This is a genomic window from Nonomuraea sp. IBHARD001, from assembly GCF_056106265.1.
In genome coordinates, this window is record NZ_JBWBBW010000002.1 from 4,075,269 (window position 1) to 4,100,273 (window position 25,005).

The 25,005-nt window shown below is 73.1% G+C and carries 19 protein-coding genes and 1 pseudogene; 12 read left to right on the plus strand and 8 right to left on the minus strand.

Going from position 1 to position 25,005, the window contains the following annotated elements; genetic code table 11:
• The first annotated feature begins 63 nt into the window (after nucleotides 1–63).
• Both ACTWNK_RS20585 and ACTWNK_RS20590 read left to right on the plus strand, forming a co-directional pair.
• Complete coding sequence (locus ACTWNK_RS20585) at nucleotides 64–2,070, plus strand: CHAT domain-containing protein (protein ID WP_474306004.1); 2,007 nt, start codon at nucleotides 64–66, stop codon at nucleotides 2,068–2,070.
• Nucleotides 2,067–7,031, plus strand: coding sequence for a hypothetical protein (locus ACTWNK_RS20590; protein ID WP_474306005.1), 4,965 nt, complete (start codon nucleotides 2,067–2,069; stop codon nucleotides 7,029–7,031). Before ACTWNK_RS20585 ends, ACTWNK_RS20590 begins: the two co-directional genes overlap by 4 nt.
• Here ACTWNK_RS20590 and ACTWNK_RS20595 read toward each other — a convergent pair.
• Complete coding sequence (locus ACTWNK_RS20595; RefSeq protein WP_474306006.1) at nucleotides 6,978–9,560, minus strand: MXAN_6230/SCO0854 family RING domain-containing protein; 2,583 nt, start codon at nucleotides 9,558–9,560, stop codon at nucleotides 6,978–6,980. The two genes, ACTWNK_RS20590 and ACTWNK_RS20595, sit on opposite strands and share 54 nt — an antisense overlap.
• A 216-nt stretch (nucleotides 9,561–9,776) precedes the next feature.
• Nucleotides 9,777–10,382 (minus strand): pyridoxamine 5'-phosphate oxidase family protein, encoded by a 606-nt coding sequence (locus ACTWNK_RS20600; protein WP_474306007.1) that lies wholly within the window; start codon nucleotides 10,380–10,382, stop codon nucleotides 9,777–9,779.
• 351 nt (nucleotides 10,383–10,733) lie between these two features.
• Here ACTWNK_RS20600 and ACTWNK_RS20605 point away from each other — a divergent pair, with 351 nt between their 5' ends.
• Together ACTWNK_RS20605 and ACTWNK_RS20610 are read left to right on the plus strand one after the other, a co-directional pair.
• Entirely contained in the window at nucleotides 10,734–11,093 is a 360-nt protein-coding gene (locus tag ACTWNK_RS20605; RefSeq protein ID WP_474306008.1) for an RNHCP domain-containing protein, read from the plus strand.
• A gap of 1 nt (nucleotide 11,094) precedes the next feature.
• The gene (locus ACTWNK_RS20610) at nucleotides 11,095–11,490 is read left to right on the plus strand and encodes an RNHCP domain-containing protein (RefSeq protein ID WP_474306009.1); all 396 of its coding nucleotides are present in this window, start codon (nucleotides 11,095–11,097) and stop codon (nucleotides 11,488–11,490) included.
• Nucleotides 11,491–11,542: 52 nt separating this feature from the next.
• Here ACTWNK_RS20610 and ACTWNK_RS20615 read toward each other — a convergent pair whose 3' ends face one another.
• Complete coding sequence (locus ACTWNK_RS20615) at nucleotides 11,543–12,670, minus strand: UDP-N-acetylglucosamine--N-acetylmuramyl-(pentapeptide) pyrophosphoryl-undecaprenol N-acetylglucosamine transferase (RefSeq protein WP_474306010.1); 1,128 nt, start codon at nucleotides 12,668–12,670, stop codon at nucleotides 11,543–11,545.
• A 163-nt stretch (nucleotides 12,671–12,833) separates the two neighbouring features.
• On the opposite strand from ACTWNK_RS20615, the gene ACTWNK_RS20620 reads away from it, so the two are divergent.
• Nucleotides 12,834–13,772: a Ppx/GppA family phosphatase gene (locus ACTWNK_RS20620; RefSeq protein WP_474306011.1), complete on the plus strand. Its 939-nt coding sequence runs from the start codon at nucleotides 12,834–12,836 to the stop codon at nucleotides 13,770–13,772.
• Nucleotides 13,773–13,883: 111 nt separating this feature from the next.
• Nucleotides 13,884–14,294, plus strand: a complete 411-nt coding sequence (locus ACTWNK_RS20625) for a hypothetical protein (protein WP_474306012.1) — start codon at nucleotides 13,884–13,886, stop codon at nucleotides 14,292–14,294.
• 90 nt (nucleotides 14,295–14,384) lie between these two features.
• Here the strand turns inward: ACTWNK_RS20625 and ACTWNK_RS20630 are convergent, their stop codons facing one another.
• Together ACTWNK_RS20630 and ACTWNK_RS20635 are read right to left on the minus strand one after the other, a co-directional pair.
• On the minus strand, nucleotides 14,385–14,837 hold the full coding sequence (locus ACTWNK_RS20630; protein ID WP_474306013.1) for an ATP-binding protein: 453 nt from the start codon (nucleotides 14,835–14,837) through the stop codon (nucleotides 14,385–14,387).
• Between the two features lie 85 nt (nucleotides 14,838–14,922).
• Nucleotides 14,923–15,468: a TetR/AcrR family transcriptional regulator gene (locus ACTWNK_RS20635; RefSeq protein ID WP_474306014.1), complete on the minus strand. Its 546-nt coding sequence runs from the start codon at nucleotides 15,466–15,468 to the stop codon at nucleotides 14,923–14,925.
• Nucleotides 15,469–15,562: 94 nt separating this feature from the next.
• Between ACTWNK_RS20635 and ACTWNK_RS20640 the strand changes: the two genes are divergently transcribed.
• Nucleotides 15,563–17,119, plus strand: coding sequence for an MDR family MFS transporter (locus ACTWNK_RS20640; protein WP_474306015.1), 1,557 nt, complete (start codon nucleotides 15,563–15,565; stop codon nucleotides 17,117–17,119).
• 99 nt (nucleotides 17,120–17,218) lie between these two features.
• The gene (locus ACTWNK_RS20645) at nucleotides 17,219–17,893 is read left to right on the plus strand and encodes a cupin domain-containing protein (RefSeq protein ID WP_474306016.1); all 675 of its coding nucleotides are present in this window, start codon (nucleotides 17,219–17,221) and stop codon (nucleotides 17,891–17,893) included.
• 51 nt (nucleotides 17,894–17,944) lie between these two features.
• On the opposite strand, the gene ACTWNK_RS20650 is transcribed toward ACTWNK_RS20645, so the two are convergent.
• On the minus strand, nucleotides 17,945–18,421 hold the full coding sequence (locus tag ACTWNK_RS20650) for a MarR family winged helix-turn-helix transcriptional regulator (protein WP_474306017.1): 477 nt from the start codon (nucleotides 18,419–18,421) through the stop codon (nucleotides 17,945–17,947).
• Between the two features lie 105 nt (nucleotides 18,422–18,526).
• Between ACTWNK_RS20650 and ACTWNK_RS20655 the strand changes: the two are divergent.
• Nucleotides 18,527–19,423 (plus strand): annotated as a pseudogene (locus ACTWNK_RS20655) (LLM class flavin-dependent oxidoreductase); the annotation flags it as partial.
• 20 nt (nucleotides 19,424–19,443) lie between these two features.
• On the plus strand, nucleotides 19,444–21,678 hold the full coding sequence (locus ACTWNK_RS20660) for an LLM class flavin-dependent oxidoreductase (protein ID WP_474306018.1): 2,235 nt from the start codon (nucleotides 19,444–19,446) through the stop codon (nucleotides 21,676–21,678).
• Here ACTWNK_RS20660 and ACTWNK_RS20665 read toward each other — a convergent pair.
• Nucleotides 21,659–22,630, minus strand: a complete 972-nt coding sequence (locus ACTWNK_RS20665) for a GlxA family transcriptional regulator (RefSeq protein ID WP_474306019.1) — start codon at nucleotides 22,628–22,630, stop codon at nucleotides 21,659–21,661. The genes ACTWNK_RS20660 and ACTWNK_RS20665 overlap by 20 nt on opposite strands.
• 109 nt (nucleotides 22,631–22,739) lie before the next feature.
• Between ACTWNK_RS20665 and ACTWNK_RS20670 the strand changes: the two genes are divergently transcribed.
• A complete protein-coding gene (locus tag ACTWNK_RS20670; protein WP_474306020.1) occupies nucleotides 22,740–23,315 on the plus strand; it encodes a hypothetical protein in 576 nt (191 codons plus the stop codon).
• A gap of 49 nt (nucleotides 23,316–23,364) precedes the next feature.
• Complete coding sequence (locus tag ACTWNK_RS20675; RefSeq protein ID WP_474306021.1) at nucleotides 23,365–24,678, plus strand: hypothetical protein; 1,314 nt, start codon at nucleotides 23,365–23,367, stop codon at nucleotides 24,676–24,678.
• On the opposite strand, the gene ACTWNK_RS20680 is transcribed toward ACTWNK_RS20675, so the two are convergent.
• The gene (locus tag ACTWNK_RS20680) at nucleotides 24,653–24,994 is read right to left on the minus strand and encodes an STAS domain-containing protein (protein WP_474306022.1); all 342 of its coding nucleotides are present in this window, start codon (nucleotides 24,992–24,994) and stop codon (nucleotides 24,653–24,655) included. The genes ACTWNK_RS20675 and ACTWNK_RS20680 overlap by 26 nt on opposite strands.
• Nucleotides 24,995–25,005: the final 11 nt, after the last annotated feature.

A 25,005-nucleotide genomic window follows, 5' to 3' on the forward strand; every position in this document is an offset into this window, starting at 1 on the left:
ACGATCTGATCAATCCTGGCGGTATCCGCACCCAGATCGGCCCGATGCGGCGACGATGGGCCGGTGAGCCTGCCCCGCGTGCACGTCACCGTCGCCGATGGCATGGTGAGCACAGAGGCGGCGCAGCCGTACCCTCTCGGTCCGATCGAGCTGGACCCCGCCCTGGTCGCCAGGTTGCGTGACGGCACGACGAGCAGGGCCGACGTCGAGCACTACGGCAGGACCCTGCACACGGCGCTGCTGGGGCCCGCCTGGACGGCCATCACCGGCGCGGCCGAGGTGAGCCGGGCGGGCGGTGTGGAGCTCGCCCTGCTCTGGCCGCCCGGCGACCCGCTGCACACCCATCTGTGGGAGGCCATGCACGACGGTCGCGGGCACCTGGCCGCCCACCCGGACCTGCTGGTCGCCGTCACCAGGGTGGTGCCCAGCGCGCAGGCCGAACCCGAGACCGTGACCAGGACGCCGAGGGTGCTGTTCGCCGTCGGGGCCGAGCTCACCGACGACGTGATCAGGCCGGGCGCGATGTTCATGGGCCTGCTGCGCGCCTTCGACACCGAGGGCCTGGCGGTCACCAGGATCGCGCAGGGCGTCAGCGCGCCCGAACTGGCCGACGTGTGCGCCGCCTTCCGGCCCGACATCGTGCACCTGGTGGCGCACGGCCGCCTCGACGAGGACGGCAGGCCCGTGCTCGACCTGCGCGGCGACGTCACCGGCGAACGACTGGCGGCGGCGCTCACCGCCGGAGGCGGCCTGCGGGCGGTGGTGCTCAGCGCCTGCCACACCGGCTGGGCGGGACCCGGCATGGCGCCGCTGGCGGCCGGGCTCGTCGCGGCCGGGGTGCCCATCGTGTCGGCCATGGCGGGCGAGGTGGCCGAACGGGCCTGCCGCCTCTACACGCGGCGCCTGGTGCACGCCATGCACGACGGCGAGCCGATCGCCGAGGCGGCGGCGAAGGGCAGGCGGGCGGCGCTCGTCGGCGTCGAGCACGCCACCGAACGCCTCGACTGGGCGATGCCCACGTTGTACCTGGCCTCGTCCGTGCCCGCCTCGCACCGCCTCACCGACCCGGTGAGCGCCATGCGGGTGGCCCAGCTGGCCGACGACCTCGACCTGCGCAAACCGCCCGTCTACATCGGCAGGAGCGAGATCCTCTCGCTGTCGGACGGCCTGTTCAGCCAGGGCGCGCGCGAACGGCTCGGCTTCGTCCTGGCCCGCCGCGACGGCACCATCCGCCGCCTCGGCGGCACCCGCCTGCTGCGCGAGGCCGCCTTCAGACTGCTGCGCGACGGCCACGTGCCGCTCCTGCTCGGCCCGTACGGCGCCGCGCCGCCCGCGACGCTGCGCGAGCTGGTCAAGAGCGTGCTCGAACAGGCCATCATGGTCGCCGACCTGCTCAAACGCCCCGCCCCCTCGCTCACCACGCTGGGCGCTCCCGCCTCCGGCTACGACGACCTGTACGACGCGCTGGAGGAGTTCGGCGCCGACCGCGCCCCGCTGCGCCCGCAGATCGTCAGGCGCAGGCTGGCCGCCGACCTGGCCGCGCTCGGCCGCGACCTGGGCCTGGCGGGCGAGCCGTTCGGCGCCCACACCAGGGTCGCGGTGTTCGCCGACGACCTGCACGAGTTCGCCGCGCTCGGCCCGCTGCTGGAGATGGTCAGGGGCACCGGCCTGGGCACCGACGAGTGCCCAGTGCCGCTGGTGGCGACCGCCTCGCTCACCGAAGGGCACGGACGGCTGCTGAAGTCCTTCAGCGAGGAGCACGCGGGCAGACGCGGATACCGTTTCCCCGAGCTGGCGCCGCTCGGCGAGGAGGAGGCCGTGCTCGGCTTCCAGTGGGTGCTGCTGCACCCGTGGCTGCGTGACGCCGAACCCGACCTGCGCAAGGTGTACGTCGCCGACCGCACGGCCGACCCCGACGACCTGCGCGAGACGTTCGGCATGCTGAAGGGCAACCCCACCGTCGTCGACACCGACCTCTACCTGGCGGCCAGGATGATGCGCAAGTTCAGACTGCTGATCTCCGACGACGACGACGAGACCTACGCGCGGTATGTGGAGAGGTTCGGATGACCCGGGCCGGACTCGAGGAGCAGCTGTCGCGCGCGGCGGGCGAGCAGCTGGCCCGCCGCCTGTCCGGGTTCGAGCCCCGGGTGCTGGCCAGACTCGCCCTGCTGCCCGAGTGGACCGAGGAGCTCGCGGCGGGCGTGGCGCTCACCGGCGACCTGCGGGAGCTGCTCGACCGGCTGGAGGCGATCGGCGTCGTGGACAGGCGCAGGCTGCTGGGGCCGAGGGGGCGCAGGCAGGAGGCGTTCTGGGTGCGCTCGTCGCTGCGCCCTGCGCTGGCCGCCTACCTGCGCGAGCGGCTCGGCGACGGGCTCGACGACGTGGTCGGCTCGCTCGCGGCCGAGCTCGCCGTCCAAGGCGCGGCGGCGGACTGGACGCGGGTGGCCGGGCTGCGCCACGACAGCACGGGAGGCGCGCTCACCGCGGCCGTCGACGAGCGCATCGCGGCGGGCGACCTGGCCTCGGCCACCGCGCTCGTCACCGCCGCCCAGGTGCTCGGCGACGTGCTCGCCGGAGCGCACGCCGACAACGCGCGCAGGGCGGGCTGGCGGGTCGAACGGCTGGCCCGCACCGAGGACGACCTCAACCACCTGCGCCACTACCTGGGCAGGCGTGAGGCGGAGACGGCGCTCGCCGAGGTGATCACCGGCGACGGGCCGTGGGCGCTGCACCTGCTGGGCGGCGGCGGCACCGGCAAGACGATGGTGCTGAGATACCTCGCCTCCGGCAGGTTCGCCGCCGACCACGGCCTGCCCGGCCTGACCGTGGCCAGGGTCGACTTCGACCACCTCGACCCCCGCTACCCGCAGGAACGCCCCGGCGAGGTGCTGCACGCCCTGGCCGCCGAGCTGGTCGGGCACGGGCCGGGCACGGGCGCCGGGCACCGGGCCTTCGAGGACACCGCGATCGCCCTGCACGAGGAGCTGGCACGCAGCGCCCCCGACCCCGCGCACGTCGAGGGCCTCCTGGGCCGGATGGCGAGCGGGTTCGCCGCCTTCCTGGCCACCCTGCCCGGCCGTGTCGTCCTGGTCCTGGACACGTGCGAGGAGCTCGCCAAGCTGTACCCTCCCGGCTCGGCCGCGCCGGGCGTCGAGCACACCTTCAGACTGCTGGAGCTGCTGCACGAGGCCGTGCCCGGCCTGCGGGTGGTGCTGGCGGGCCGCCGCAGGCTGGTACGCCCGCCGCCCGGCGTCCCGCATCCCGACGGCCCGCTGCTGTCGGCCAGGCCGTACGTCAGGGTGGAGGTGATGGGCGGGTTCACCCGGCAGGAGGCCGAGACCTACCTGGCCGGAAGGGCGCCGGGGCTGCCCGCGGCGTTGCGGGAGGCGGTGCTGGCCAGGGCCGGACAGCCGGACGGGCGCTTCAACCCGTTCGAGCTCGCCGCCTACGGGCACTGGGCGGCGGCCGAGCCGGACATGGACGCGGGCGAGCTGCTGCGGGCGCCGGGCGACCCGTATGTGAACTGGCGCATCATCGGCAGGATCGCCTCGCTCGACCTGCGGGACGCGCTGGAGGTCGCGGTGGCGTTCGGGCGCTTCGACCTCGACCTCGTCACCCCGGCGCTGCGCCGCAAGCGCCTGGACCCACGGGTGGTGTTCGACGGGCTCGCGGCCCAGGAGTGGGTGCACGTCGTCTCGCTCGGCGCGGACGGGCGGGCCCGCGTGATCGAGGTGGACGAGCATCTGCGCGAACGGCTGCGCGCGGCGCTCGGCGTGACGGACGGGCCGAGGCTGGCCCGCGACGCCGCCGACGTGGTGGACGCGACGCCGCTGCCGGACGTGCCGGTCGAGACCGTCGAGGCGGCGCTGCGGCTGCTGCCCGCCGCCGATGCGGGCCGGCTGTGGCGGCGGATCGAGGAGCGCGTGGTCGCGGGCGGCCACTGGGGCTGGGCGGCCCAGGTCGCCGCGCGCGCCGCCGCCGCGATCGAGGGCGGCGACGGCCCGACCGTGCTGGCCGCCGTACGCGCCACCCAGGCCGCCGCGCTGCTGCGCACCGGAGGGCCGGACGCCGCCGTCGGCCGGGCGTGGGAGGCGGTGGCCGAGCTGGCGGCCAGGCATCCCGACCGGGAGCTGGCGGCCGTGCTGCGGGCCAGGGGCGTGCTCGGCGGCATCGCCTGCGGTGCGACCGGCTCGCTCGCCCCCGTCTTCGACGTGCTGGCCGACGCCCCGGCCGACGCCCTGGTGGCCGCGCTCGAACGCGCCGTCGACTGGCCGGACCCCGACCAGGAGCGTTTCGCCGCCCTCACCTCGCAGCGGGAGCCGTCCACGCGTGAGGCGAGCCTGCTGCGCGCGCTCGCCGGAAGGCTCGGCCCCGACGCCATGGCGCTGCTGCTGGCCAGGCAGGCCCTGGTGGAGATGTGGGCCTGCCGCCTGGAGGAGGCGGCGGCGCTCGCCGACCAGGCCGTCGAGCTGGCCGAGAAGGCGCAGCGCACGGCCTGCGCGCCGGCGGCCGACTGGGTGGCTCCCCAGGCGCTCGCCGACCGGTGCAGGCTGACCCGCCTGTACGTCGCGACCAGGCGTGAGGAGGGCCTGACCGCCCTGCCCTGGCGGCACTGGCGCGACCAGGCCCGCGAACGCCCGCACCTGCACGACGCCGAACGCCTGCTCGCCCTCACCCTCGCCTACGAACTCGGCCACCAGCGCGTCGAGGCGCACGACCTGGACGACCTGGCCGAGGTGGGCGGCCATCTCACCAGGCCGGACGCGCACTGGCTGCGCGGCCGGGTCAGGCCGCTGACGGTCGAGCTGGCCGAGGCGTACGGCGTCGCCGGAGACCCCGAGACCGGCCAGCGCCTGCTGCGCGCGAGGATCAACCAGGTCGTCGAGCAGGGCGACGACCCCGACCTCATCGAGGCCTGCCGATGCGCCCAGCTGGAGCTCTCCCGCCGCTCCCGCACGCGGGCATGGGTGCTCGGCCTCGAACCCCTGTCGTACACGGGCACGCCGAGGGAGCGCGCCGAAGCCTGGCTGGTGCGCACGCTGGTGCAGCAGGAGCGCCCGGCGACCCCGGCCGAGGCGGGCAGCTGGCACGGCTGGTGGCGCTGCCAGGACCGCGCCTCGCTCGCCAGACTCGCCCAGCCCCTCCCGCCCCCGGCCGAGGGCGTGGAGCCGGGCGAGCACGCGGCCGACCTGGCCGAGTACGCCGCGCTCTTCCCTCAGGCGGCGAGCCCGCCGGAGGTGTCGCCGAGGCTGCTGTCCGACGCCGACCTGCTGCGCCTGGGCCTGGACCCGGCCCCCGCGACCCCGGGCGGCAGGGGACGCGCGCTGCTGTACGGCGCCGAGTCCACCCGGCTGCGCCTGCCCAAACAGGCCGCCACCCGCCTGGCCACCGCAGCCGTCCTGCTCACCAGGGCGGGCGACCTGGAGAACGCGCGCCAGGCCAGGACGCTGGCCCTGCTCGCCGAGGCCGACGCGGGCGGCTCGGCCCACCTGCAGCGGGCCAGGGACGAGCGCGTCAACCTGCTGAACGGCCTGCCCGAGATCGAGGGCTCGACCTGGCGCACCGAGTCGCGCGCCGCCCAGGACCTGATCGGCGGACGCCGCCCGCACCCGCGCCAGGACGCCCACGACGAGCAGAGCGCCGAGCCCGCCAAACCGGGCCTGCAGCCGAGGGGCGCGACGAAGGGGTTCTGGACCTGGGCCTCCACCTTCACCTGGCCGCGCTCGGTGCTGGGGCTGCTGGGACCGTCCCTGGCCTGGCTGGTGCCGGTCGGCGGGCTGGTCTGGGCGGTGCTCGCCCTGGTGCCGAGCGTCTCCGAAGGCGGCACGGCGCTGATGATCGCGCCGCTGGCGATGGTGCTGGGGGTGGCCGTGATCTTCACCGCGTTCGGCGTGTCGGCCGCCACCCAGGACATGGACTCCCTGCTCAGGCTGGGCAGCGCCAGCGGCCTGGTCTGCGTGGGCCTGGCGCTGCTGGCCGCGCCGCTGCCCTCGGGCGGGCTCAGGGCGGCCGTGCTGCTCGTGCTGGCCGCAGTGCCGGGCGTCGCACTCGTCTGCATGGGCGTGTGGTGGCTGGTGGCCGTCGGCCATCCGCCCGCCTTCACCATCTGGGTCAGCCGCGACCTGGACGGCGACGAGGGCCTGCGGCTGCAGGAGCACTCGACGGCGGCCACGTTCGACGGCGGGGTCGGCGCGATGGCCGACCGGGTGATCCCGCTCGGCTCGACCCGCTCGCACGCGCCCCGCATCGAGCCGGACCAGGGCGCGATCAGTCTCGGCGTCGAGGACTTCACCCAGCGGCGCTGGCGGCGCGGCCCGATCGGCGTGCGGATCTTCGCCGCCGAGGTGCAGGAGGACCACCCGTGGGAGCGCAGGCTGAGCGAGGGCCTGCCGGTCGGGGCGCGGGCCCGGCTGGTCGTCTTCAGGCAGCGCGGCTACGCCGGACAGGGCGTGGCCAGGGGCTGGACGGCCGCGCTCAAGCACGCCTTCGTCGGGCCCGCCGAGCTCTCACGCGAGCACAAGCCGCCGAGCGCCAGACGCGGACTGCTCGGCTACCGGGTGCTGCACGTGGTGGGCGACGCGCTCACCACGGCCGCCGGGCCGCGCCTGCGCGTCCAGGACACGCTCGGCCACGACCCCGGGCCTTCGGGCGCACGGGTCGGCGATGGTGAGCGCCTGGTCTTCGGGGAGGAGCTGGCCGACGGGATCGGGCTGGTGGTGCTGCAGCCGCGGCCGCACGGGCAGGCGCCTGGCCCGCTGGCCGAGCAGCGGGCCGCGTTCGTGGCGATGGCCGAGGAGGTGGTCTCGGGCCGGGCCAGGGCGGTGCTCGTACTGCCGGTGCTGCCGGTCGAGGCCGCGCTGCACGTGTCCGGCATGATCACGCAGGGCTATGCGAACCGCCTCTCGCCCCCGGCGCCCACCGCGACGATCGCCCTGGTCGCCGAGGTGAAGACGTACCTGTCCGGCCTCGAAGGCTCAACCGGGCAGGCCCTGCACGACGTGATCCTGCTCCTGCACGCCGCCGGGTGACAGCTCGGCCAGCAGCACGGCCGCGTCGATCTCCCTGACGCCGTCCAGCGCGCCCGGGTACAACGCGCACACCGACGCCCCCGCCGCCAGCCCGCCCACGTCCCCGTCGACGAGCACCGCCAGGTCCACCTCGCCCAGATCGCCCTCGTACGGCGGCGCCGGGTCCGACAGGCGGGCCGCGAACGCGCTCGCCGACTCGTCCTCGGCCCGCTCGTAGCCGACGATCCCGCCTTCCGCCCGCCGTACCAGCACCTGGCGGGCCCTGGCGGCGGCGTGCCAGCAGGCCAGCTCCCACAGGGTCACGCGGCCGGGATGCGACTCCTCTAGGGCGGAGCCGAGCGCGGCGATCTGACCGTGGGTGCGGGAGGCGCTGTGGTGCAGGCCGGTGGCGGCCAGGTTCAGATCGGCCCAGCGCAGCCTGCGCGCCCACAGGTCGGCCACCAGCGGCACCAGCACCTTGGCGGGCCCGGTCAGGTCGAAGCGCTGGCGTACGGCCGAGGGGTCGAACAGGCCGTCGGGCGTGCTCATGAACCCGGCGAAACCACGTTCGAGCCGGTCGAAGGGCACACTGTTGAAGCTGTAGACGACCGGGACGACGTAACGGCCGCCGAGCATGCGGATCGCGGCGGTGTCCAGGTCGACGAACTCCGACGAGCCCAGCGGTCCCGGCGCCGAGGTCAGGTCGCCCGAGTGCACGGCGGCGTCCTTGTCCAGCCGCAGCCTGGTGTAGTCGCACAGTCCGACGTAGGACCAGGCGGCGTCGAACACCACGATGGACAGGTCCAGGTCGACGCGTTCGTCCGTTGGCTCGATCCAATGCAGGAACAACCGCAGCACCTGGCCGGGGGGCAGCGGCTGGGTGCTGCCCCTGGCCAGCCGGGTGAGCGCGGCGGAGGCCGAACGGTCGGACGTGGGGGCCAGCAGGTCGGCCACCCCCTCGTCGAGCAGCACCTGGCGCAGCGGCGGCAGCGCGGCGGCGCGGCGGGTCAGCTCGCCGGCCAGCAGGGCGACGGCGGCGCTCACCGTGCCGGACGGCAGCGGCGGGCGCTCGTCGGCGCCGGTGTGGAAACGCGCGGACGCGCTCCTGGTCAGGAAGAGCCGTTTGCCGCCGGGCCAGGCACGCAACTGCCCGAGCGCGCCGAGCAGCACGCCGGGCGCCGCCTTCGTCGTCGCCGCCGCGATCGTCGCCTCGGCGCCGGGCACGCGCAGCAGGTCGGGCGCGCTGCGCAACAGCTGCGACAGCCGCCGCATCAGCTCGCCCGGCCGCTGGGCCAGCAGCGCGAGCGCCGTCTCGGCCTCGCGCCCCGCCACCGCTGCCTCCACCGCACTGGCCCAGGTCCGTACGACGACACGCCCGTCGCGCACCTCGAACCCGGCCCGCGCGGCCCGCTCGATCATGGCCCGCCCGAACGCCGTCCCCGCCTCCAGCCTGCTCCCGCGCACCGCCGCGAACGCCAGCGCCGCCGTCGGGTAACGCGCGTGGTGCTCGTGCGGGTGCAGCACCTCGGCCATGTGCTTCCACCGCTCCCGATGCCGCAGCAGGTCCTCCACCAGGTACGGCGCCGCCATGCCGTCCAGCAGGGCGAGCAGCGTCCGCCGCAGCGCCCTGGGCAGGGACGACCGCCTGGCCGGGCGCACGCGCAGGCCGGGATCGGCGCCCATGAGGACGTACAGCAGGCGCAGCACGTCGGTGGCGGTGCGCACCATCCCGGCGGGAGGCGTGCCGCCGCGGCGCAGCAGGCAGGCCACGGCCACGGCCCTGGTCTCGGCGACCGGGATCTCGGCGGGCAGCCAGCCGCCCAGGTCGGACGGGCAGGCGGCCAGCAGGGTGACCAGGTCGGCGAGCTGGTCGGCGGCCATCGGCGTGCGCAGGGCCAGCATCGAGGCGGCCAGCTCACGCGCCGAGGCCGGGGGGTCGGCGCACAGCCGCAGGGGCCGCAGCGGTGCCGGCTCGCCGCCGCCGGACCGCGGGGCCTTGGCGTCCGGCACGAGGAAGGGCTCGCTCGGGTCGAGCCGCCGATGGCAGATCGGGCACGCGCCGAAGTCGGAGGCGTCCCAGCACCGCCCGCACACCAGATGGGCGCACGGCGCGACCGCGTGCACGACCGATCCGGTGCCGCACAACACGCACGGCCGCTCGGGCTCCTGTACGAGCAGGGCGAACATCCGCCGGACGTAGAAGTCGCCGGTGTCGGCGGGCACACTCTTGGGGAAGCGCCGAAACAGCGGCACGTGCTCGGCGTCGGCCCCCACCTCGCGCAGCGCCAGGCGCAGGAGTTCGCGTCCGGCCGCGGCCAGGTCGTCCTTGGCCAGGGCGCTCAGGGCGGCGTGCAGATCGGCCGAGACGACATATCCGGCCTGGAGCAGCTCGCCCTCCAGCGCGCGCACGCCCAGCGGGATATCGGCCCGGACCGAACGCGGCCTGCCCGGCGCCCGCCGTCCCGGCGCCTGCGGTTCGGAGGCGGCGGCCAGGAGGCCGAGTGCGACCTCACGGCGACGCCGCAGCAACACCTCGGCGAGATCGGACATCCGGCACCCCTTCGGGATCCAGGCATGGAGAAGGGGCGGAGAGCGGACGCGCTGGGTCCATTTCGTAGATGAAGAAGAAGGAAGCACGTCCAGGAGCCGCCCCTAGACGAGCAACATAGCGACATATACCGAAATAGTCGCCCCCTTTCCCCGCACTACGAGCGACTTCTCAGGTCGGGGTCCTGACGTGCGCGCCTCCCGGCACGCGCGCTGGTGTCAGTACATCGTCTTCTCGTACCCCTTGGCCAGGTCGGCGTCCAGCTCGTCGGCGCTGTGGCGCAGGTCGAGCTGGTCGCGCAGGACGCGGCCCAGGCTCGCCTGGCTGCCGTGCTCGGGCCAGGTCTCGGGCTTCCACAGGCCGGAGCGCTTGAAGGCCTTGGCGCAGTGGAAGAAGCACTCCCGCACGTCCACGGTGAGAGCCAGCAGGGGCGACCTGCCGCCGACCGCCATCCGGTCGAACCACGGCGCCGAGCGCACGATGGCGGCCGAGCCGTTGACCCGCAGGGTCTCCTCCTTGCCCGGGATGAGGAACAGCAGGCCGACCTGAGGATTGCCCAGGATGTTGGACAGGCTGTCGAAACGCCGGTTGCCCGGCCGGTCGGGAATGGCGAGGGTGTTGTCGTCGAGTGCGAGCACCGTGCCGAGCGGCTCGCCGCGCGGGGAGACGTCCACGGTGCCGTCGGCGGCCGAGGTGGCCAGCAGCAGGAACGGCGAGGCCGCGATGAACGCCCTGGCGTGCTCGTCGAGCCGCCCGACGTCCTTGCGCAGGACCAGCTCGCTCGGCCGGCCGACGATCTCCCGCAACTCGGCTTCGGACGTCACACGCACAATGTTCTCGGGGGCAATGTTCTCGGAGGCACTCATACCGGCATCCTAAGCCGACGCGCCGTGCCCGCCATCAGGCACGGGAGCTCGGCGGAAAACCGTTTGTGGCCGTGGCGCCGGCGCTGTTAGCGTCCGGAACCGTTCCCCGACCTCGACGTGCCCGGCCGTGCCCCGGCCGTAGAAAGCAGTTGATGTATGCCCCTGGCCAGCGCCGAGCGTGCCCAGCCACGCCGCAGGCGACAGCAGTCCTTCTCCACCCAGGTCTGAGCAGCTCGCCCGGCCGGCTCGTTCGGCACGCCTTGCCCCGTCTCGTTCGTCTCCATGAGATCAAGCAAGGAGTTACCCAGGGTGTCTCACGCACGTTCCGTACTACGGACCGAGACGTTCGCATGTGTCCGCTGCGGCCTGCCCACCACCGTGATCGCCCCCGACGGGGTGCGACGCAACCACTGTCCCCGGTGCCTGCACTCGCGGCACGTCCACGACCAGGCCGAAGGCGCTCCTTCCGAGTGCCTGTCGCGCATGGTCCCGATCTCCGTCGCGGTGCTGCGCGACGGCGACTGGATGATCGTCCACCGCTGCGTGGGCTGCGGTGAGCTGACCTCCAGCCCCATCCGCAGCGACGACAACCAGTTCATCCTCATGCGGATGGCCGTACGGCCGCTCGCCCAGCCCCCGTTCCCGCTAGAGACGTTCGGGGACCTGTGAGATGCCGCGCCGCAAAGCGCCCAAGCGCTCACCGCAACGGCCGAAGGACGTCCTGCACGGGCCGGGAGGCGAGCGCGGCGACGCGTTCCGCTGCGCCGGATGCCGGATGGACGTCCCGCTCGCCGCGCCGGGCACCGTGCACCGCAACCACTGCCCGCACTGCCTGACCAGCCTGCACGTCGACGGCCGGGTACCCGGCGACCGGCGCACGGGCTGCCGGGGACGCATGACGGCGCTGAGCGTCTGCGTGCGTGAGGACGGCGAGTGGATGATCGTCCACTGCTGTTCGAAGTGCGGCGAGCTCAGCGTCAACCGGATCGCGGGCGACGACAACGCACTGGCGCTGATGCGCCTGGCCATGCGCCCGCTGTCGGAGCCACGACCGGGCGCGGCCTGACGCCGGGCCGAGCAGGCGCCGCCGGAATCCACCGGCGGCGCCCCGCGCCGGTTCAGTCGCGGGCGGTGGCCAGCAGCAGGTCGGTCAGCGCCTCGGCCGCGTCGACGCGGCCCAGCTTGCGCGCGGCCTCGGCCATCGTGGCGCGCAGCGACGGATCGGCCAGCAGCGGCATGAGCTCGGCCAGCAGCGCCTCACCCGACGGCTTGGGCGTCAGCAGCGCACGGGCCGCGCCCGACTCGGCCAGATAGGCGGCGTTGCTGCGCTGCTCGTCGCCGCTGCTGGGAATGAGCGGCACCAGCACCGACGGCTTGCCCACGGCCGTCAGCTCCGACAAGGTGCCCGCGCCGCTGCGCGAGACGACCACATCGGCCGCGGCCAGCAGGTCGGGCAGCTCGGCGCCCACGTACGGCACCGGGTGGTAGCGGTCGGCCAGCCCCTCGGGCAGGGACAGCGCCCGCATGCGGTCGATCCAGGCGGGCCCGCACTGGTGCACGACCTGGGCGTGCGGGAGCAGGCTGGGCAGGATCTCCGAGATCAGCGTGTTGATCTGCAGACTGCCCTGCGCCCCTCCCGTCACGTACACCAGCGGCACCTCGAACGTCAGCCCGAACAGGTCGTAGGCGGCGGCCCGGTCCCCGTGCAGCAGCTCGGCCCGCACCGGATTGCCGGTCACCACGGCACGGCCGCGCGCCGACGGCGGCAGATGCTCCATCGAGGAGGCGTGCGTGAGCGCGATGCGGGTGGCCATGCGGGCCAGGATGCGGTTGGCCAGCCCGACGACCGTGGTCTGCTCGTGCATGACCAGCGGGCGGCGCAGCAACTTGGCCGCCAGGCCGATCGGCACCGCCACATAGCCGCCGGTCGAGAGCACCACGTCCGGCTTGTAACGCGCGGCGTGCCCCACGGCCTGGGCGACGCCGAGCGGGATGCGGAAGACGTCCGCGACGTTGGTGGCCAGCTCACGGAGGTTGGGGCTGCGGCGGAGCTTGCCTGTGGTGATCGCCTTGAACGGGATGCCGTGCTCGGCGGTGATCCGGGCCTCGAGGCCGCTGGCCGTACCCACCCAGAGGACGTCGTGCGGGACGCGCCTGCGCGCGACGGCCGCGAGGGTGGTGAGCGCCGGATAGGTGTGGCCACCGGTGCCGCCACCGGTGACCAGCAGTCGTAGGGTTCTTGACATACGGCCAACAGTAAGGCTGCCCGCGCGAAAGCGCTGTGTCCGGCGAGCGAGTCGGGCTCCCGGCCGGCCGGTTTCGGCGAACCTCGCGGACAGTGATGTCGCGAAGGGACGATTGGTGATCAGCCGGACATGAGCTGGTGTCGGGATCCGCTACCGTCTTTCCATGCGACTCGGCGTTCTGGACATCGGCTCCAACACCGTTCACCTGCTCGTGGTGGACGCCCACAGGGGAGCACGGCCGATACCCGCCTACTCGCACAAGGCCGAGCTGCGGCTGTCGGAGCACCTGGAGGCGGGCGAGCGGCTGTCGGCGCGCGGGATCGCCAGGCTGGGCGAGTTCGTCGCAGAGGCCCTGCAGATCGCCGAGGACAAGGGCGTCGAGGACTTCCTGGCCTTCGCCACCTCGGCCGTGCGCGAGGCCGCCAACGGCGAACAGGTGCTCGCGGAGATCAACGAGCGCTGCGACGTCGACATCCGGGTGCTGTCGGGCCGCGACGAGGCCAGGCTCACCTTCCTGGCCGCCCGCCGCTGGTTCGGCTGGTCGGCGGGCAGGCTGCTCACCCTCGACATCGGCGGCGGCTCGCTGGAGATCGCCTCGGGCGTCGACGAGGAGCCGGACGTGGCCGTCTCGCTCCCGCTCGGCGCGGGCAGGCTGACCCGCGACCGCTTCACCGCCGACCCGCCGAGCCCCGACGAGGTACGCAGGCTGCGCAAGCACGTGCGCGCCGAGATCGCCCGCACGGTCGGCGACGTCAGCAGGTACGGCGAGCCGAACAAGGCCGTCGCGACCTCCAAGACGTTCAGGCAGCTGGCCCGCATCGCCGGGGCCGCGCCCTCCAGCGAGGGCCGCTACGTCTCGCGCACGCTGACCAGGGACGCGGTGGCCGAGTGGGCGGCCAGGCTGGCGGAGATGCCGGCGTCGGAACGTTCCGAGCTGCCCGGCGTCTCCGAAGGCAGGGCGGTGCAGCTGGCCGCCGGTGCGCTGGTGGCACACGCGACCATGGACCTGTTCGAGGTGGACCGCGTGGAGGTGTGCCCGTGGGCGCTGCGCGAGGGCGTGATACTGCGCAGGCTCGACAGCCTTCCGGCCCGCGCGGGCTAGCGGCTGGGTGGTTCGCGCCCCGATGGGTAGGGGGATTGCGGCCGCCCGCGGAGAATGATCGCCTTGATGGCGGGTGGCATGGCTTTGGACGACGGGCGGAGGTGTTGAGTGATGTGGACGCTGATCAGTACGGTCGGCACGGTGCTGGTCGTGTTGGGGCTGATCACGGTGGCCATTGTGGTGATCTCGGTGGTGGTGATGGTCGTGCTCGGCGTACTGCTGGGGCTGACCGGCCGCGAGCGCGTCTCGCGCAGGGCGAAGGTGCGCGCGCGGGCTGAACAGGCCGAGCGGGCCGAGCCGGGCGCGGACCCCGTGCCCGAGGCGGCGCGCCCCCAGGGCGTCGCACGGCCGGTGGTGCCCCGCGGTGTGCGGGTGCCGAGACCACGCACGGAGGCGGAGGTCCGCAGGCAGGCCGAGGCCCGCAGGCAGGCGGCGGCAGCCGCGGCCCAGCAGGCCGAAAGGCCGGCCGGGTCCGGCGCACGCGCGGGAGCGGCACGGCCGCGCAGCGGCACTCCCCGCTGAGACCGCCGAGACCGCCGAGACAGCGCGAAGGGGGCACAGGGACGAGATGTCCCTGTGCCCCCTTCTCCTCATGTCGTCAGGTGTGCGTCGTCAGGTGTGCACGGACATCGACATCAGGTGCCTGCCGGGCGCGTCGGCCAGAAAGCGCAGGCGCTTCTCCAGGCAGACCACCGCCCCCTGCTCGGTGCGGTTGGTGAAACGCACGTCGTCGGCCAGTGCCCGCATGATCTGCAGCCCCCGGCCGTGCTCGGCATGGGGCGCGGCCCGCTCGGGCACACCGTGGGGGTCGAAACCGGTCCCCGTGTCCACCACCTTGATCACACACTGGTCGTCGACCACGGTGGCGCTCACCGTGTAGTCGTCGCTCGGCCCGGCGTGTCTGATCACATTGGAGCACGCCTCGGACAACATCAACTGAATGTCGTCACGGATCTGTGGCTCCACGCCGAGCGAGCGTAGTGTGCCGTCCAGCATCTGACGGATCACGGGCACGCTGGCCGCGTCCCTTGGAAGTCGTAGGGCGATGCTCGCTTCCACGCTCACTCCTCAGGTCTCGAGTACCTGGCCCGTTCCCCGTACAGGTCGTCCCAATCGCATCGCAGGTCGCACGGGGTGCCGGGAGAGGTGTTCAGTCCCCGAGTATGGCCAGGGCGGTCTCGAAGACGACGGCGCGTGCCTCGTCCTCAGGCAGGTTCTTCGTCGACAGCAGCCACATGCCCGCGTGCAGGGTGAACAGCGCCATCGAACGGCGCAGGCGCACCGGCATCGGGTCGTCGTCGTCGCTGAGGCAGTCGGCCAGCTCCACCATCGTCTGACGCATCGTGGTGATCGTGGGATGGTCGCGCAGCGCGGTCTGGTTGCGCTCGAGGAAGCGCATGATCTCGTGGTGATGGGAGTGGGCCAGGTTCGCTGAGTAGCGGTGCAGGATCTCCCTGCGGGTCCCCGGCCCGGGCTCCTGCTTGCGGGCCCAGTCGACCAGGTCCTGGATCTCCTGCACGCGCCTCATCGCGAGGCTCGTCACGATGTCTTCCTTGGTCTTGAAATGGTAGTAGAGTGCGGCCTTCGTCACATGGAGCCGCTCGGCGATCTCCCGCAGCGAGGTGGCCTCGTATCCCTGCTCGGTGAAGAGCTCCAGGGCGATCTCCTGAATGCGGCTCCTGGTGTCCTCACGCATGGGGATCCTTAATCTGACTTGACGGCCGGTAAGTACGGACTTTAGCGTATGCACTTGCTTGCCGGTCGGCAAGTAAGTCGGAAGGGGGTATGCCGTGGCCGAGAAACCCGTCAGGCGGCCAGAGGTCATGGTGGTCCTGCCTGGCCTCATGCTCGCGATGATCCTCGCGATGCTGGACAACATGATCGTCGGTACGGCGATGCCGCGCATCGTCGGCGAGCTCGGCGGCCTGACCCACCTGTCCTGGGTGGTGACCGCCTACGTGCTGGGCACCACGGTGTCGACCCCGATCTGGGGCAAGATCGGCGACCTCTACGGCCGCAAGACCATCTTCATGGTCTCCATCGTCATCTTCATGGTCGGCTCGGTGCTGTGCGGCATGGCGGGCTCGGAGCTGTTCGGCGGCCCCGACGGCGGCATGGGCGAGCTCATCGCCTTCCGCGCCCTTCAGGGCCTCGGCGCGGGTGGCCTCATGGTCAACGCCATGGCCATCATCGGCGACCTGGTGCCCCCGCGTGAGCGCGGCACGTACCAGGGCATGATGGCCGGGGTGATGGCGCTCGCGATGATCGCGGGCCCGCTGGTCGGCGGCTTCATCACCGACCATCTGAACTGGCGCTGGGCCTTCTACGTCAACCTGCCGATCGGCGCGGTCGCGCTGATCCTGCTGGCGCTGAAGCTCAAGCTGCCCAAGTTGCGCTCCGAGGCCAGGATCGACTGGCTGGGCGCGATCCTGCTGTCGGTCGGCATCACCGCGCTCGTGCTCATCACCACGTGGGGCGGCAACGAGTACGACTGGGGCTCCCCGCAGATCCTCGGGCTCGCCGCGCTCGCGGTCGTCTCGCTGGCGCTGTTCGTGCCGGTCGAGCGGCGTGCGGCCGAGCCGATGATGCCGCTGGAGCTGTTCCGCAACCGCAACTTCACGCTGATCTCGCTGATCGGCTTCCTGCTCGGGTTCGCGATGTTCGGCGCGATCAACTTCCTGCCGCTGTTCCAGCAGACCGTGCAGGGCGCCAGCGCCACCAACTCGGGCCTGCTGCTGCTGCCGATGATGGCGGCGGCGATGGTCGTGTCCATCTTCGTGGGCAAGGCGATCACCAATACCGGCAAGTACCGGATCTATCCCATCCTGGGCGGCGTCGGCATGGCGCTCGGCATGTGGCTGCTGTCGCTCATGGGCGTGGACACACCCGCGTGGCAGACCGGCGTCTACATCGCCGTGCTCGGTCTCGGCATGGGCTTCCTCATGCAGACCACGATGCTCATCGCCCAGAACAGCGTCGAGCAGAAGGACCTCGGCGTCGCCAGCAGCGCCTCGACCTTCTTCCGGTCGATCGGCGGTTCGTTCGGCGTCTCGCTGTTCGGCGCGATCTTCAACAACCGGCTGCTGTCCGGCCTCGAGGACCGGCTCGGCCCGGCGGGCACGCAGATCGCCGAGGGCGGCGGCCGGGTCGACCCCGCCGCGCTCGCCCAGATGCCGCCGCAGGTCAAGGCCGGTTTCCTGGAGTCGCTCGCCTCGGCCATCTCGGGCATCTTCTGGTGGGCGATCCTGTTCGCGGCGCTGGTGCCGGTGCTGGCGTGGTTCGTCAAGGAGATCCCGCTGCGTGGCGGCGAGAGCGCGGTGGAGAAGGAGGTCGCGGCGGCGGGCTGAGCCGGAGCCGCCGACGACTCGCACACCTGGCTGAAAACAACAGAAACCAGGACCGTCAGTGTGTGGCGGGGGAAGCTACTGATCGACTACGGTCCTCGCGTGATCGATGGCGACGGCGGCTTCCCCGGCGCGGTGGGCATCGCCCATCTGCGCCCCTACGAGTGCGGCGGCTCACCCCACCTGCACACGGCCTCCACCGAGGGCTACGTGGTGCTCGACGGATCGGGCACGCTGGAAACGCTCAGCGGCCAGGGCTACCGCGAGCACCAGCTCGCCAAGGGCACCGTGCACTGGTTCACGCCCGGCGCGGTGCACCGGGTGCGGGGCGAGCTGGAGATCCTCGTCGTCATGGAGAACGCGGGCCTGCCCGAGGCGGGCGACGCGGTGATGACCTTCCCGGCCGAGGTGCTCGCCTCCCGTCAGGCCTACGGCAGGGCGGCGGCCCAGCCCGTCGACGAGGCGGGTGCCATCAGGCGCAGGGACCTGGCGGTGGCCGGGTTCGAGTTCTGGCGCAACCGGGTGCTGGCCCAGGGGCCGGGCGCCCTGGCCGACCTGCACGCGCTGGCCGTCGCGCTCGTCTCGCCTCGGCTGAGGCAGTGGCGGGAGATGTGGCGTTCGCAGGCTCTGGCCCAGGCCGAGCGGACCGGCGTGCGCATCGACCAACTGGCCGAGGGCGGCATCGAGCTGCTGGCCGCCTCGGGGGTGTCGGAGGGGGCGCACTCCGAACGTCTCGGTATGTGCGGGCATCTGCGGTCGTACCACATCAACGCGTAGGCAGCCGGGTTCACCGGTGTCACCCCTTGACCGCGGCCACCGAGCCGGGCCTCAGGGCAGCAGGTGTGAGGCCACCGTGCACAGGTCGGCGTCGGGGTCGATGTCGCGCACATGACAGGCGACACGGCGGAGCAGATCGCGAAACAGCACGCGCTGTCCGTCGTCGAGGCCGCCCAGCAGGCTGTCCTCCGCCTGCCGTACCCGGGTCTGGAGGGCGGTCAGCGCGGCGGCGCCCCCGGCGGTGGCGGCGATCTTCCTGGCGCGCCGGTCGGCGGGGTTGACCTGGCGTTCGACCAGACCTGCGGCGGCCAGGTCGTCGATCACGTAGGTCATCACCGTGCGGTCGATGCCGAGGTGGGCGGCCAGGGCGGCCTGGGTGGGCGGCTCGCCGTGCACCACCGTGGACAGGATCTGGTAGCCGCGCATGCCGTGCGGCAGCTCGCCCAGCAGCGGCGAGACCGATCCCTGGTAGGCGGCGAGCAGCGCGCCGAGATGCCAGCCGAAGTCGTCCGTCGATGTGCCGCTCATGGCGAAATATTACCCAGACAAGCGCTGTTCGACAAAACATCTGGCGTAAATATAGTTTGTGCGACAACTCATCTGTCGTACAGCGTTCATGGGGAAGGCGGAGGCATGCCCGACTACGGCCACGACCTGCTCTTCGGGTCGTTCATCACTCCAGACAACAGTGCGCCGCAGCAGGTCGTGGACCTGGCGCGTGCCTCGGAGGCGGCCGGGCTCGACCTGGTGACCTTCCAGGACCACCCGTACCAGGCGGGTTTTCTCGACACCTGGACCCTGCTGTCGTACGCGGCGGCCAAGACCGAGCGCGTGCACCTGTCGGCCAACGTGCTCAACCTGCCGCTGCGCCCCCCGGCCGTCGTGGCCAGGGCCGCCGCCAGCCTCGACCTGCTGTCCGGCGGGCGATTCGAGCTCGGCCTGGGCGCGGGCGGCTTCTGGGACGCCATCGAGGCCATGGGCGGCAGGCGGCTGACCCCGGCCCAGGGCGTCAGGGCGCTGAGCGAGGCCATCGACGTCGTGCGCGGCATCTGGGACGTGGGCGCCAAGGCCAGACTGCGTGTCGACGGCGAGTTCTACCAGGTCGACGGAGCCAAGCGCGGCCCCGCCCCGGCCCACGACATCGGCATCTGGCTCGGCGCGTACAAGCCGAGGATGCTCGCGCTGACCGGCGCCAAGGCCGACGGCTGGCTGCCCTCGCTGTCCTACCTGCCGGGCGGCATCGAGCAGATCGAGCAGAGCAACGCCGCCATCGACGCCGCCGCGACCGAGGCCGGACGCGAGCCGTCGGCCGTACGCAGGCTGCTCAACATCGGCGGCAGGTTCGGCCGGGCGGGCGAAGGCTTCCTCACCGGACCGCCCGAGCAGTGGGTCGAGCAGCTCGCCGCCCTCACCCTGGTCTACGGCTTCTCCGGCTACATCCTCGCCGGTGACGACCCCGCCGCCCTGCACATCTTCGGCCAGGAGGTCGCACCGGCCCTGCGCGAGCTCGTCGCGGCCGAGCGCGGCCGGGCCGAAGGCAGGTGACGGGCGTGGACTACGGGCATCGGCTCAGGTTCGGCGTCTTCCTCACCCCGTCGAGCGACCGGCCGCAGGCGCCGGTCGAGCTGGCCAGGCTGAGCGAGGAGCTCGGCTACGACCTGGTCACCTTCCAGGACCATCCCTACCAGCCCGCCTTCCTCGACACCTGGACGCTGCTGTCCTACGTCGCCGCCGCCACCGAGCGCGTGCACCTGTCGGCCAACGTGCTCAACCTGCCGCTGCGCCCTCCGGCCGTGCTCGCCAGGGCCGCCGCCGGGCTCGACCTGCTGTCCGGCGGGCGTTTCGAGCTCGGCATCGGCGCCGGAGCCTTCTGGGAGGCCATCGAGGCCATGGGCGGCAGGCGGCTCACCCCCGGCCAGAGCGTGCGGGCGCTGGGCGAGGCGCTCGACGTCGTCCGGGGCATCTGGTCGGCCGCCGACCGCGATCCGGTGACCCTCGACGGCGACCACTACAGCCTCGCCGGAGCCCAGCGCGGCCCCGCCCCCGCCCACACCATCCCGATCTGGATCGGCGCACGCGGGCCGAGGATGCTGCGGCTCATCGCACGATCGGCCGACGGCTGGCTGCCCTCGCTGAGCCGGATGAAGCCCGGCGAGCTGAGCGCGGGCAACGCCGTCATCGACGAGGCCGCCCGAGCGGCCGGGCGCGACCCGCGCGAGATCCGCCGCCTGGCCAACATCACCGGCCCGTACGGCCCCGCCGCCCGATGGAGCGAGGAGCTGACCGGCCTGGCCGTGAACGAAGGGGTCAGCACGTTCATCCTGGCCACCGACGACCCCGACCGGCTGCGGAGCTTCGCGGCCGAGGTGGCTCCGGCCGTGCGCGAGGCCGTCGCCGCCGACCGCGCCGCCCGGGGCACCGACGAGCGCGAGGTGCCCAGCCTGCTCCTGCGCTCCCGCCGCCACCAGGACATCGACTACGACGCCGTGCCCGAAGCGCTGCGCGAACGCGCCGTCGAGCCCGGCGCCGCCGCCTACGCCTCCGTACGCTCCACCTACATGCGCGGCGGCGCGCCCGGCCTGGTGCTGCGCCCGCGTGACGCCGTAGAGGTGGCGCAGGCGATCGGCTACGCCAGGACCCAGCCGGTGAAGATGTCGCTGCGCAGCGGCGGTCACGGCATCAGCGGCCGTTCGACCAACAGGGGCGGCATCGTCGTCGACCTGTCGGCGCTCAACACCGTCGAGGTGCTCGACCGGGCCACCCGCCGGGTCCGCGTCGGGCCCGGCGCCCGCTGGGGCGAGGTCGCCGAAGCCCTCGCCCCGTACGGCTGGGCGATCACCTCGGGCGACTACGGTGGTGTCGGCGTGGGCGGCCTGGCCACCGCAGGCGGCATCGGCTGGCTGGTACGCGAGCACGGCCTGACCATCGACCACCTGCGCGCCGTCGACGTCGTCCTGGCCGACGGCAGCCTGGTACGCGCTAGCGACGAGCACGACGCCGACCTGTTCTGGGCCGTGCGCGGGGCCGGGGCCAACTTCGGCGCGGCCGTGTCGTTCGAGTTCGAGGCCGACGAGGTGGGCCAGGTGGGATTCGCCCAGCTCGTCTTCGACGCGAGCGACGCCGCGGGCTTCCTGCGGCGCTGGGGAGCCGCGGTCGAGGCGGCGCCACGCGAGCTGACCAGCTTCCTCATCATGGGCCCGCCACGCCCCGGGCAGCCGCCGATCGCCCAGGTCATGGCGGTGGTCGACTCGGCCGATCCGGAGACCGTCGTGGAGCGGCTGCAGCCCCTGGCGGGCGCCGGGCCGTTGCTGCGGCACGCGGTGCAGATCATGCCCTACGACGTGCTCGTCCACACCGGGCCCGCCGTGCACGACGGGCAGGGGGAGCCGGTCACCAGGTCCGGGTTCGCCACGCACATCACGCCCGGGTTCGCCGAGGCGGCGGCCGAGCTGATCATGAGCGGGCGCACGCACTTCTTCCAGATCCGCTCGGTCGGCGGCGCCGTGGCCGACGTCGCACCCGAGGCCACGGCGTACGCCCATCGGTCGGCCGGGTTCTCCGTCGTCGCGTTCGGATCGGGCCGGAGCAGTCTGGACCTGGCCTGGGAGGGGCTGAGCCCGCATCTGTCCGGCCTGTACACCAGCTTCGAGACCGACCGGCGGCCCGAACGCCTCGACGACGCCTTCCCGCCCGCCACCCTGCGGCGGCTGCGTGAGCTGAAGCGGCGCTACGACCCCGGCAACGTCTTCCGCGACAACTTCGCCATCACCCCCGGGTCGAGCTGAGCCGCGCACGGTAGCGCGAGGGGGCGACGCCGTACCTGGCGGTGAAGGCCTGGCGCAGGGTCTCGGCCGAGCCGAAGCCGCAGCGGGCGGCCACCGCCGGCATCGGCAGCGCGGTGCCGGTCAGCAGGTGGGCGGCGGCCTCCAGCCTGGCGTGACGCACGTAGTGGCCCGGCGTCCGGTCGAGGTCGGCCAGGAACAGGCGGGTCAGGTGCCTGGCGCTGACGCCCGCGCCCTTGGCCAGTGCGGCGGTGGACAGGTCGCCGTCGAGGTGGGAGGCGATGTGGCCGACCACCTGGCGCACCACGGGGTTGCCCGGCGGGGCGGGCGCGGTGAACATACTCATCTGCGCCTGGTTGCCCGGCCGCTGCAGGTAGATCACCAGGTCGCGGGCCACCGTCCTGGCCAGCTCCGGCCCGTGGTCCTCCTCGATCAGCGCCATCGACAGGTCCAGGGCGCTGGTCACCCCCGCCGACGTCGCCAGATTGCCCTCGCGGATGTAGATCGGATCCGGGTCGACCCGCACCGCCGGATGCCTGGCGGCCAGCAGCCCCGCATAACGCCAGTGCGTGGTCACCCGATGCCCGTCCAGCAGCCCCGCCGCCGCCAGGATGCTCGCCCCCGTGCACACCGACGCCACCCGCCTGCTCTCCCTGGCGATCCGCCGTACGTGCGCCACGATGACCGGATCGGCGGCGGCCTGCTCGTGCCCCCAGCCGCCCGACACGAGCACGGTGTCGAACGGCCCGACCGCACGCTCCAGCGCATCGCCGCCCTGCAGCGTCAGGCCGGTGGGGAAGGAGATCGGCCTGCCGCCGGGGGTGAGCACGCGCAGGCGGTAGGGGTCGGTCAGCGCGCCCATCTGGTTGGCCATGCCCAGGCTGGTGGTGACACAGGCGATGTCGATCAGCTCGGCGTTGTCGTATCCGACCACCGCGATCTGGCGCTCGTTCACGAGGCCGACCCTAGTACGCCGAGAGCCGCTCGGACAGGTATCCCAGGATTTCGGACGTACAGGAGGAGGGATCTGGGCGGGGAGTCGTCGCGTCGGAGATGGTCGCCGCATGGCTGACACATCGCACACGCGCGTCGCGTCCTCGTCCAAGCGCTCCCTCGTCGCCGCCGTCGGGCATCGGTGGCCGACCCTGTGCGGGCTGGCGTTCATGGTCGTCTCCGCGCTGGACATGGGGGACGGGACGGGGCAGGCGATGATCGTGTTCCTCGCGGCGCTCATCTATCTCGGCACCGCCGTACTCGGCAGGCCCGGGGTGGTGTGGGTGCTGTTCGGGGTGTCGGTGGTGGCGGTGACGGTGTTCCGGGTGCTGGACGCCGATCCGTGGCCCGCCCTGGTCGCGAGCGCGGGCACACTGCTGGTGCTCGGGGTCGTGGGCGGAACGGCCGGGCGGTGGGGGCCGGCGGCCGTGCAGGTGCCCGCCATGGTGGTGTTCGGGGGAGTCGCGCTGCTCGCCGTGTCGGTGTCGCCCGAGATCGGCGGGTACCTCGTCGCGGCCGGGCTCATCGGACACGCGGTGCTCGACGTGGTGCTGCTGCGGGCGGACAAGGTGGTGGTGCGGTCGATGGCGGAGTTCTGCGCGGTACTGGACTTCACACTCGGAATCGCCGTTCTGCTCCTTGTCTGACCGGGATATCGTCACCCGAACTGCGCGTGACGAGTGAAAGCGGTCTGCCGTGTACCTGATCTACCGTTCCTGGGACGAGGGCCCCCTGGCCAAGTCCGTACGACGCCTGCCCGAGCCCACGGTGCTGGAATGGGTGCACCGGATGTGGCGCGAGGAGCCCGGCACCTCCGACGAGGCCTGGGCCGACACCGGACCGGCCGACCTCGGCGTCCTGTTCGAGAAGGGCGGCCCCAGGCCGGAGAGCATGGCCCAGGTGTGCGCGATCGTACGCAGGGACCTGAACGACCTCACCCAGTGCAACGCCGACGACGTCAGCCTGCGGGTGTTGTGGGAGAGCACCAGCCACCAGGTGGCCCTCTACCTGGTGGACGACGCGGCCGTTGCGGCCGATCCGGCCCGGTGGGCCTTCGCGGCGCACGAGGGGCCGCTGCCGAAGACCACCGGGCCCGCCGCCGCCTTCACCCCGCCGATGCCCGTGCTGAACCTGGCGCCCGCGCCGGGCGAGGGGACGACGTACGGGGTGATGTTCGGGTTCGACGGCGCGCACGAGAGCGTCGGCCAGGACGAGACCTGGGCGCTGCCCGGCACGCGCCTGCCCGGCCTGGCCGACGCGCTCAGGGCCGCCGGCGGCGAGGACTGGCCGACCCGGCTACGCGTGCTGAAGGCGCTCACCGCACCGGGGGAGCACGACCTCGCCGCCGCGCTCGCCCGGTGCAGGCGCTGGCCCGGCCACGACGACCCCGATCTGCTCGACGACGTCGGCACGCACCAGGCCGCCCTCGACCTGCTCGGCGACGACCCCGACGCCGACGAGTTCCCGGTCGAGGCCGGGGAGCACGTCATGCGCGTGTCGATCGGCTCGGCGGACGACGGCCTGCAGCCGTGGGTGCTCTTCGACGACGTGTGGGCCGCCTCCCATCCCGACCTGGCGGCCTCGCTCATCAGGTACGCCCGCCACTGGGATCCGGTGTGCGCGGGGACGCACTTCAGGGACGCGCCGTGCGGTGAGGACCGGGTGACCTACCTCGTGCTGGCCGCAGAGGACGGGGGAGTGCGGGTGCGCGTCGCCGGGCAGCACGACAGGGAGATCATGCCGTCGGGACGGCCGGGTGGGATCGAGGCGGGCGACGTGGTGGCCGGTATGGAGGTGAGCCTGCACTACCCCGAACCCGACATGTTCGGCTGCGTTCACCTTTTCGCCGCGCCCGGCCCGCTGGGACGTGCGGCGCAGCAGGCGCTCTGCGACCGTCTCACCGGCGACCTGCGCGACCGCGGCATCACCCGCGCCTACGGCTACTACGGCGGCGGCGCGGAGGCCAGGAGGCTGCTGGACTCGCTCATCCCTGCCCTGGAGGCACGTTGAACAGCCGGTCCAGCGCCGTCATCGCCAGCAGCCTGCGCAGATAGGGCGTGAGCGCGATCACGCTGAACACGGCGTCGCGGCCCTTGGCCTCGTTGTAGAGCAGGATGAGCGCGGCCAGCCCGGAGGAGTCGACGAACGACAACCCCGACAGGTCCGCCTCGAGCGAGCGGCTGCCTGGACCGAACAGACCCGTGTGGGCCAAGGCCGACAACTCCTTGGCCGTGTCGTAGTCGAGGTCGCCGCTCAGCGCGAGATGGACGGTCGCGGGGTCGGGGTTGTCCACTGTGATCCGCAACGGCATCCGCTCTTGCTGCACCCCCCCACCCT

Bases quoted from the DNA above. Each gene is read 5' to 3' on its own strand.
- ACTWNK_RS20590 (WP_474306005.1), top strand. From the start codon at position 2,067: ATGACCCGGGCCGGACTCGAGGAGCAGCTGTCGCGCGCGGCGGGCGAG.
- ACTWNK_RS20650 (WP_474306017.1), bottom strand. From the start codon at position 18,421: ATGAGCGGCACATCGACGGACGACTTCGGCTGGCATCTCGGCGCGCTG.
- ACTWNK_RS20615 (WP_474306010.1), bottom strand. From the start codon at position 12,670: ATGTCAAGAACCCTACGACTGCTGGTCACCGGTGGCGGCACCGGTGGC.
- ACTWNK_RS20670 (WP_474306020.1), top strand. From the start codon at position 22,740: ATGGCTGACACATCGCACACGCGCGTCGCGTCCTCGTCCAAGCGCTCC.
- ACTWNK_RS20620 (WP_474306011.1), top strand. From the start codon at position 12,834: ATGCGACTCGGCGTTCTGGACATCGGCTCCAACACCGTTCACCTGCTC.
- ACTWNK_RS20635 (WP_474306014.1), bottom strand. From the start codon at position 15,468: ATGCGTGAGGACACCAGGAGCCGCATTCAGGAGATCGCCCTGGAGCTC.
- ACTWNK_RS20595 (WP_474306006.1), bottom strand. From the start codon at position 9,560: ATGTCCGATCTCGCCGAGGTGTTGCTGCGGCGTCGCCGTGAGGTCGCA.
- ACTWNK_RS20625 (WP_474306012.1), top strand. From the start codon at position 13,884: ATGTGGACGCTGATCAGTACGGTCGGCACGGTGCTGGTCGTGTTGGGG.
- ACTWNK_RS20610 (WP_474306009.1), top strand. From the start codon at position 11,095: ATGCCGCGCCGCAAAGCGCCCAAGCGCTCACCGCAACGGCCGAAGGAC.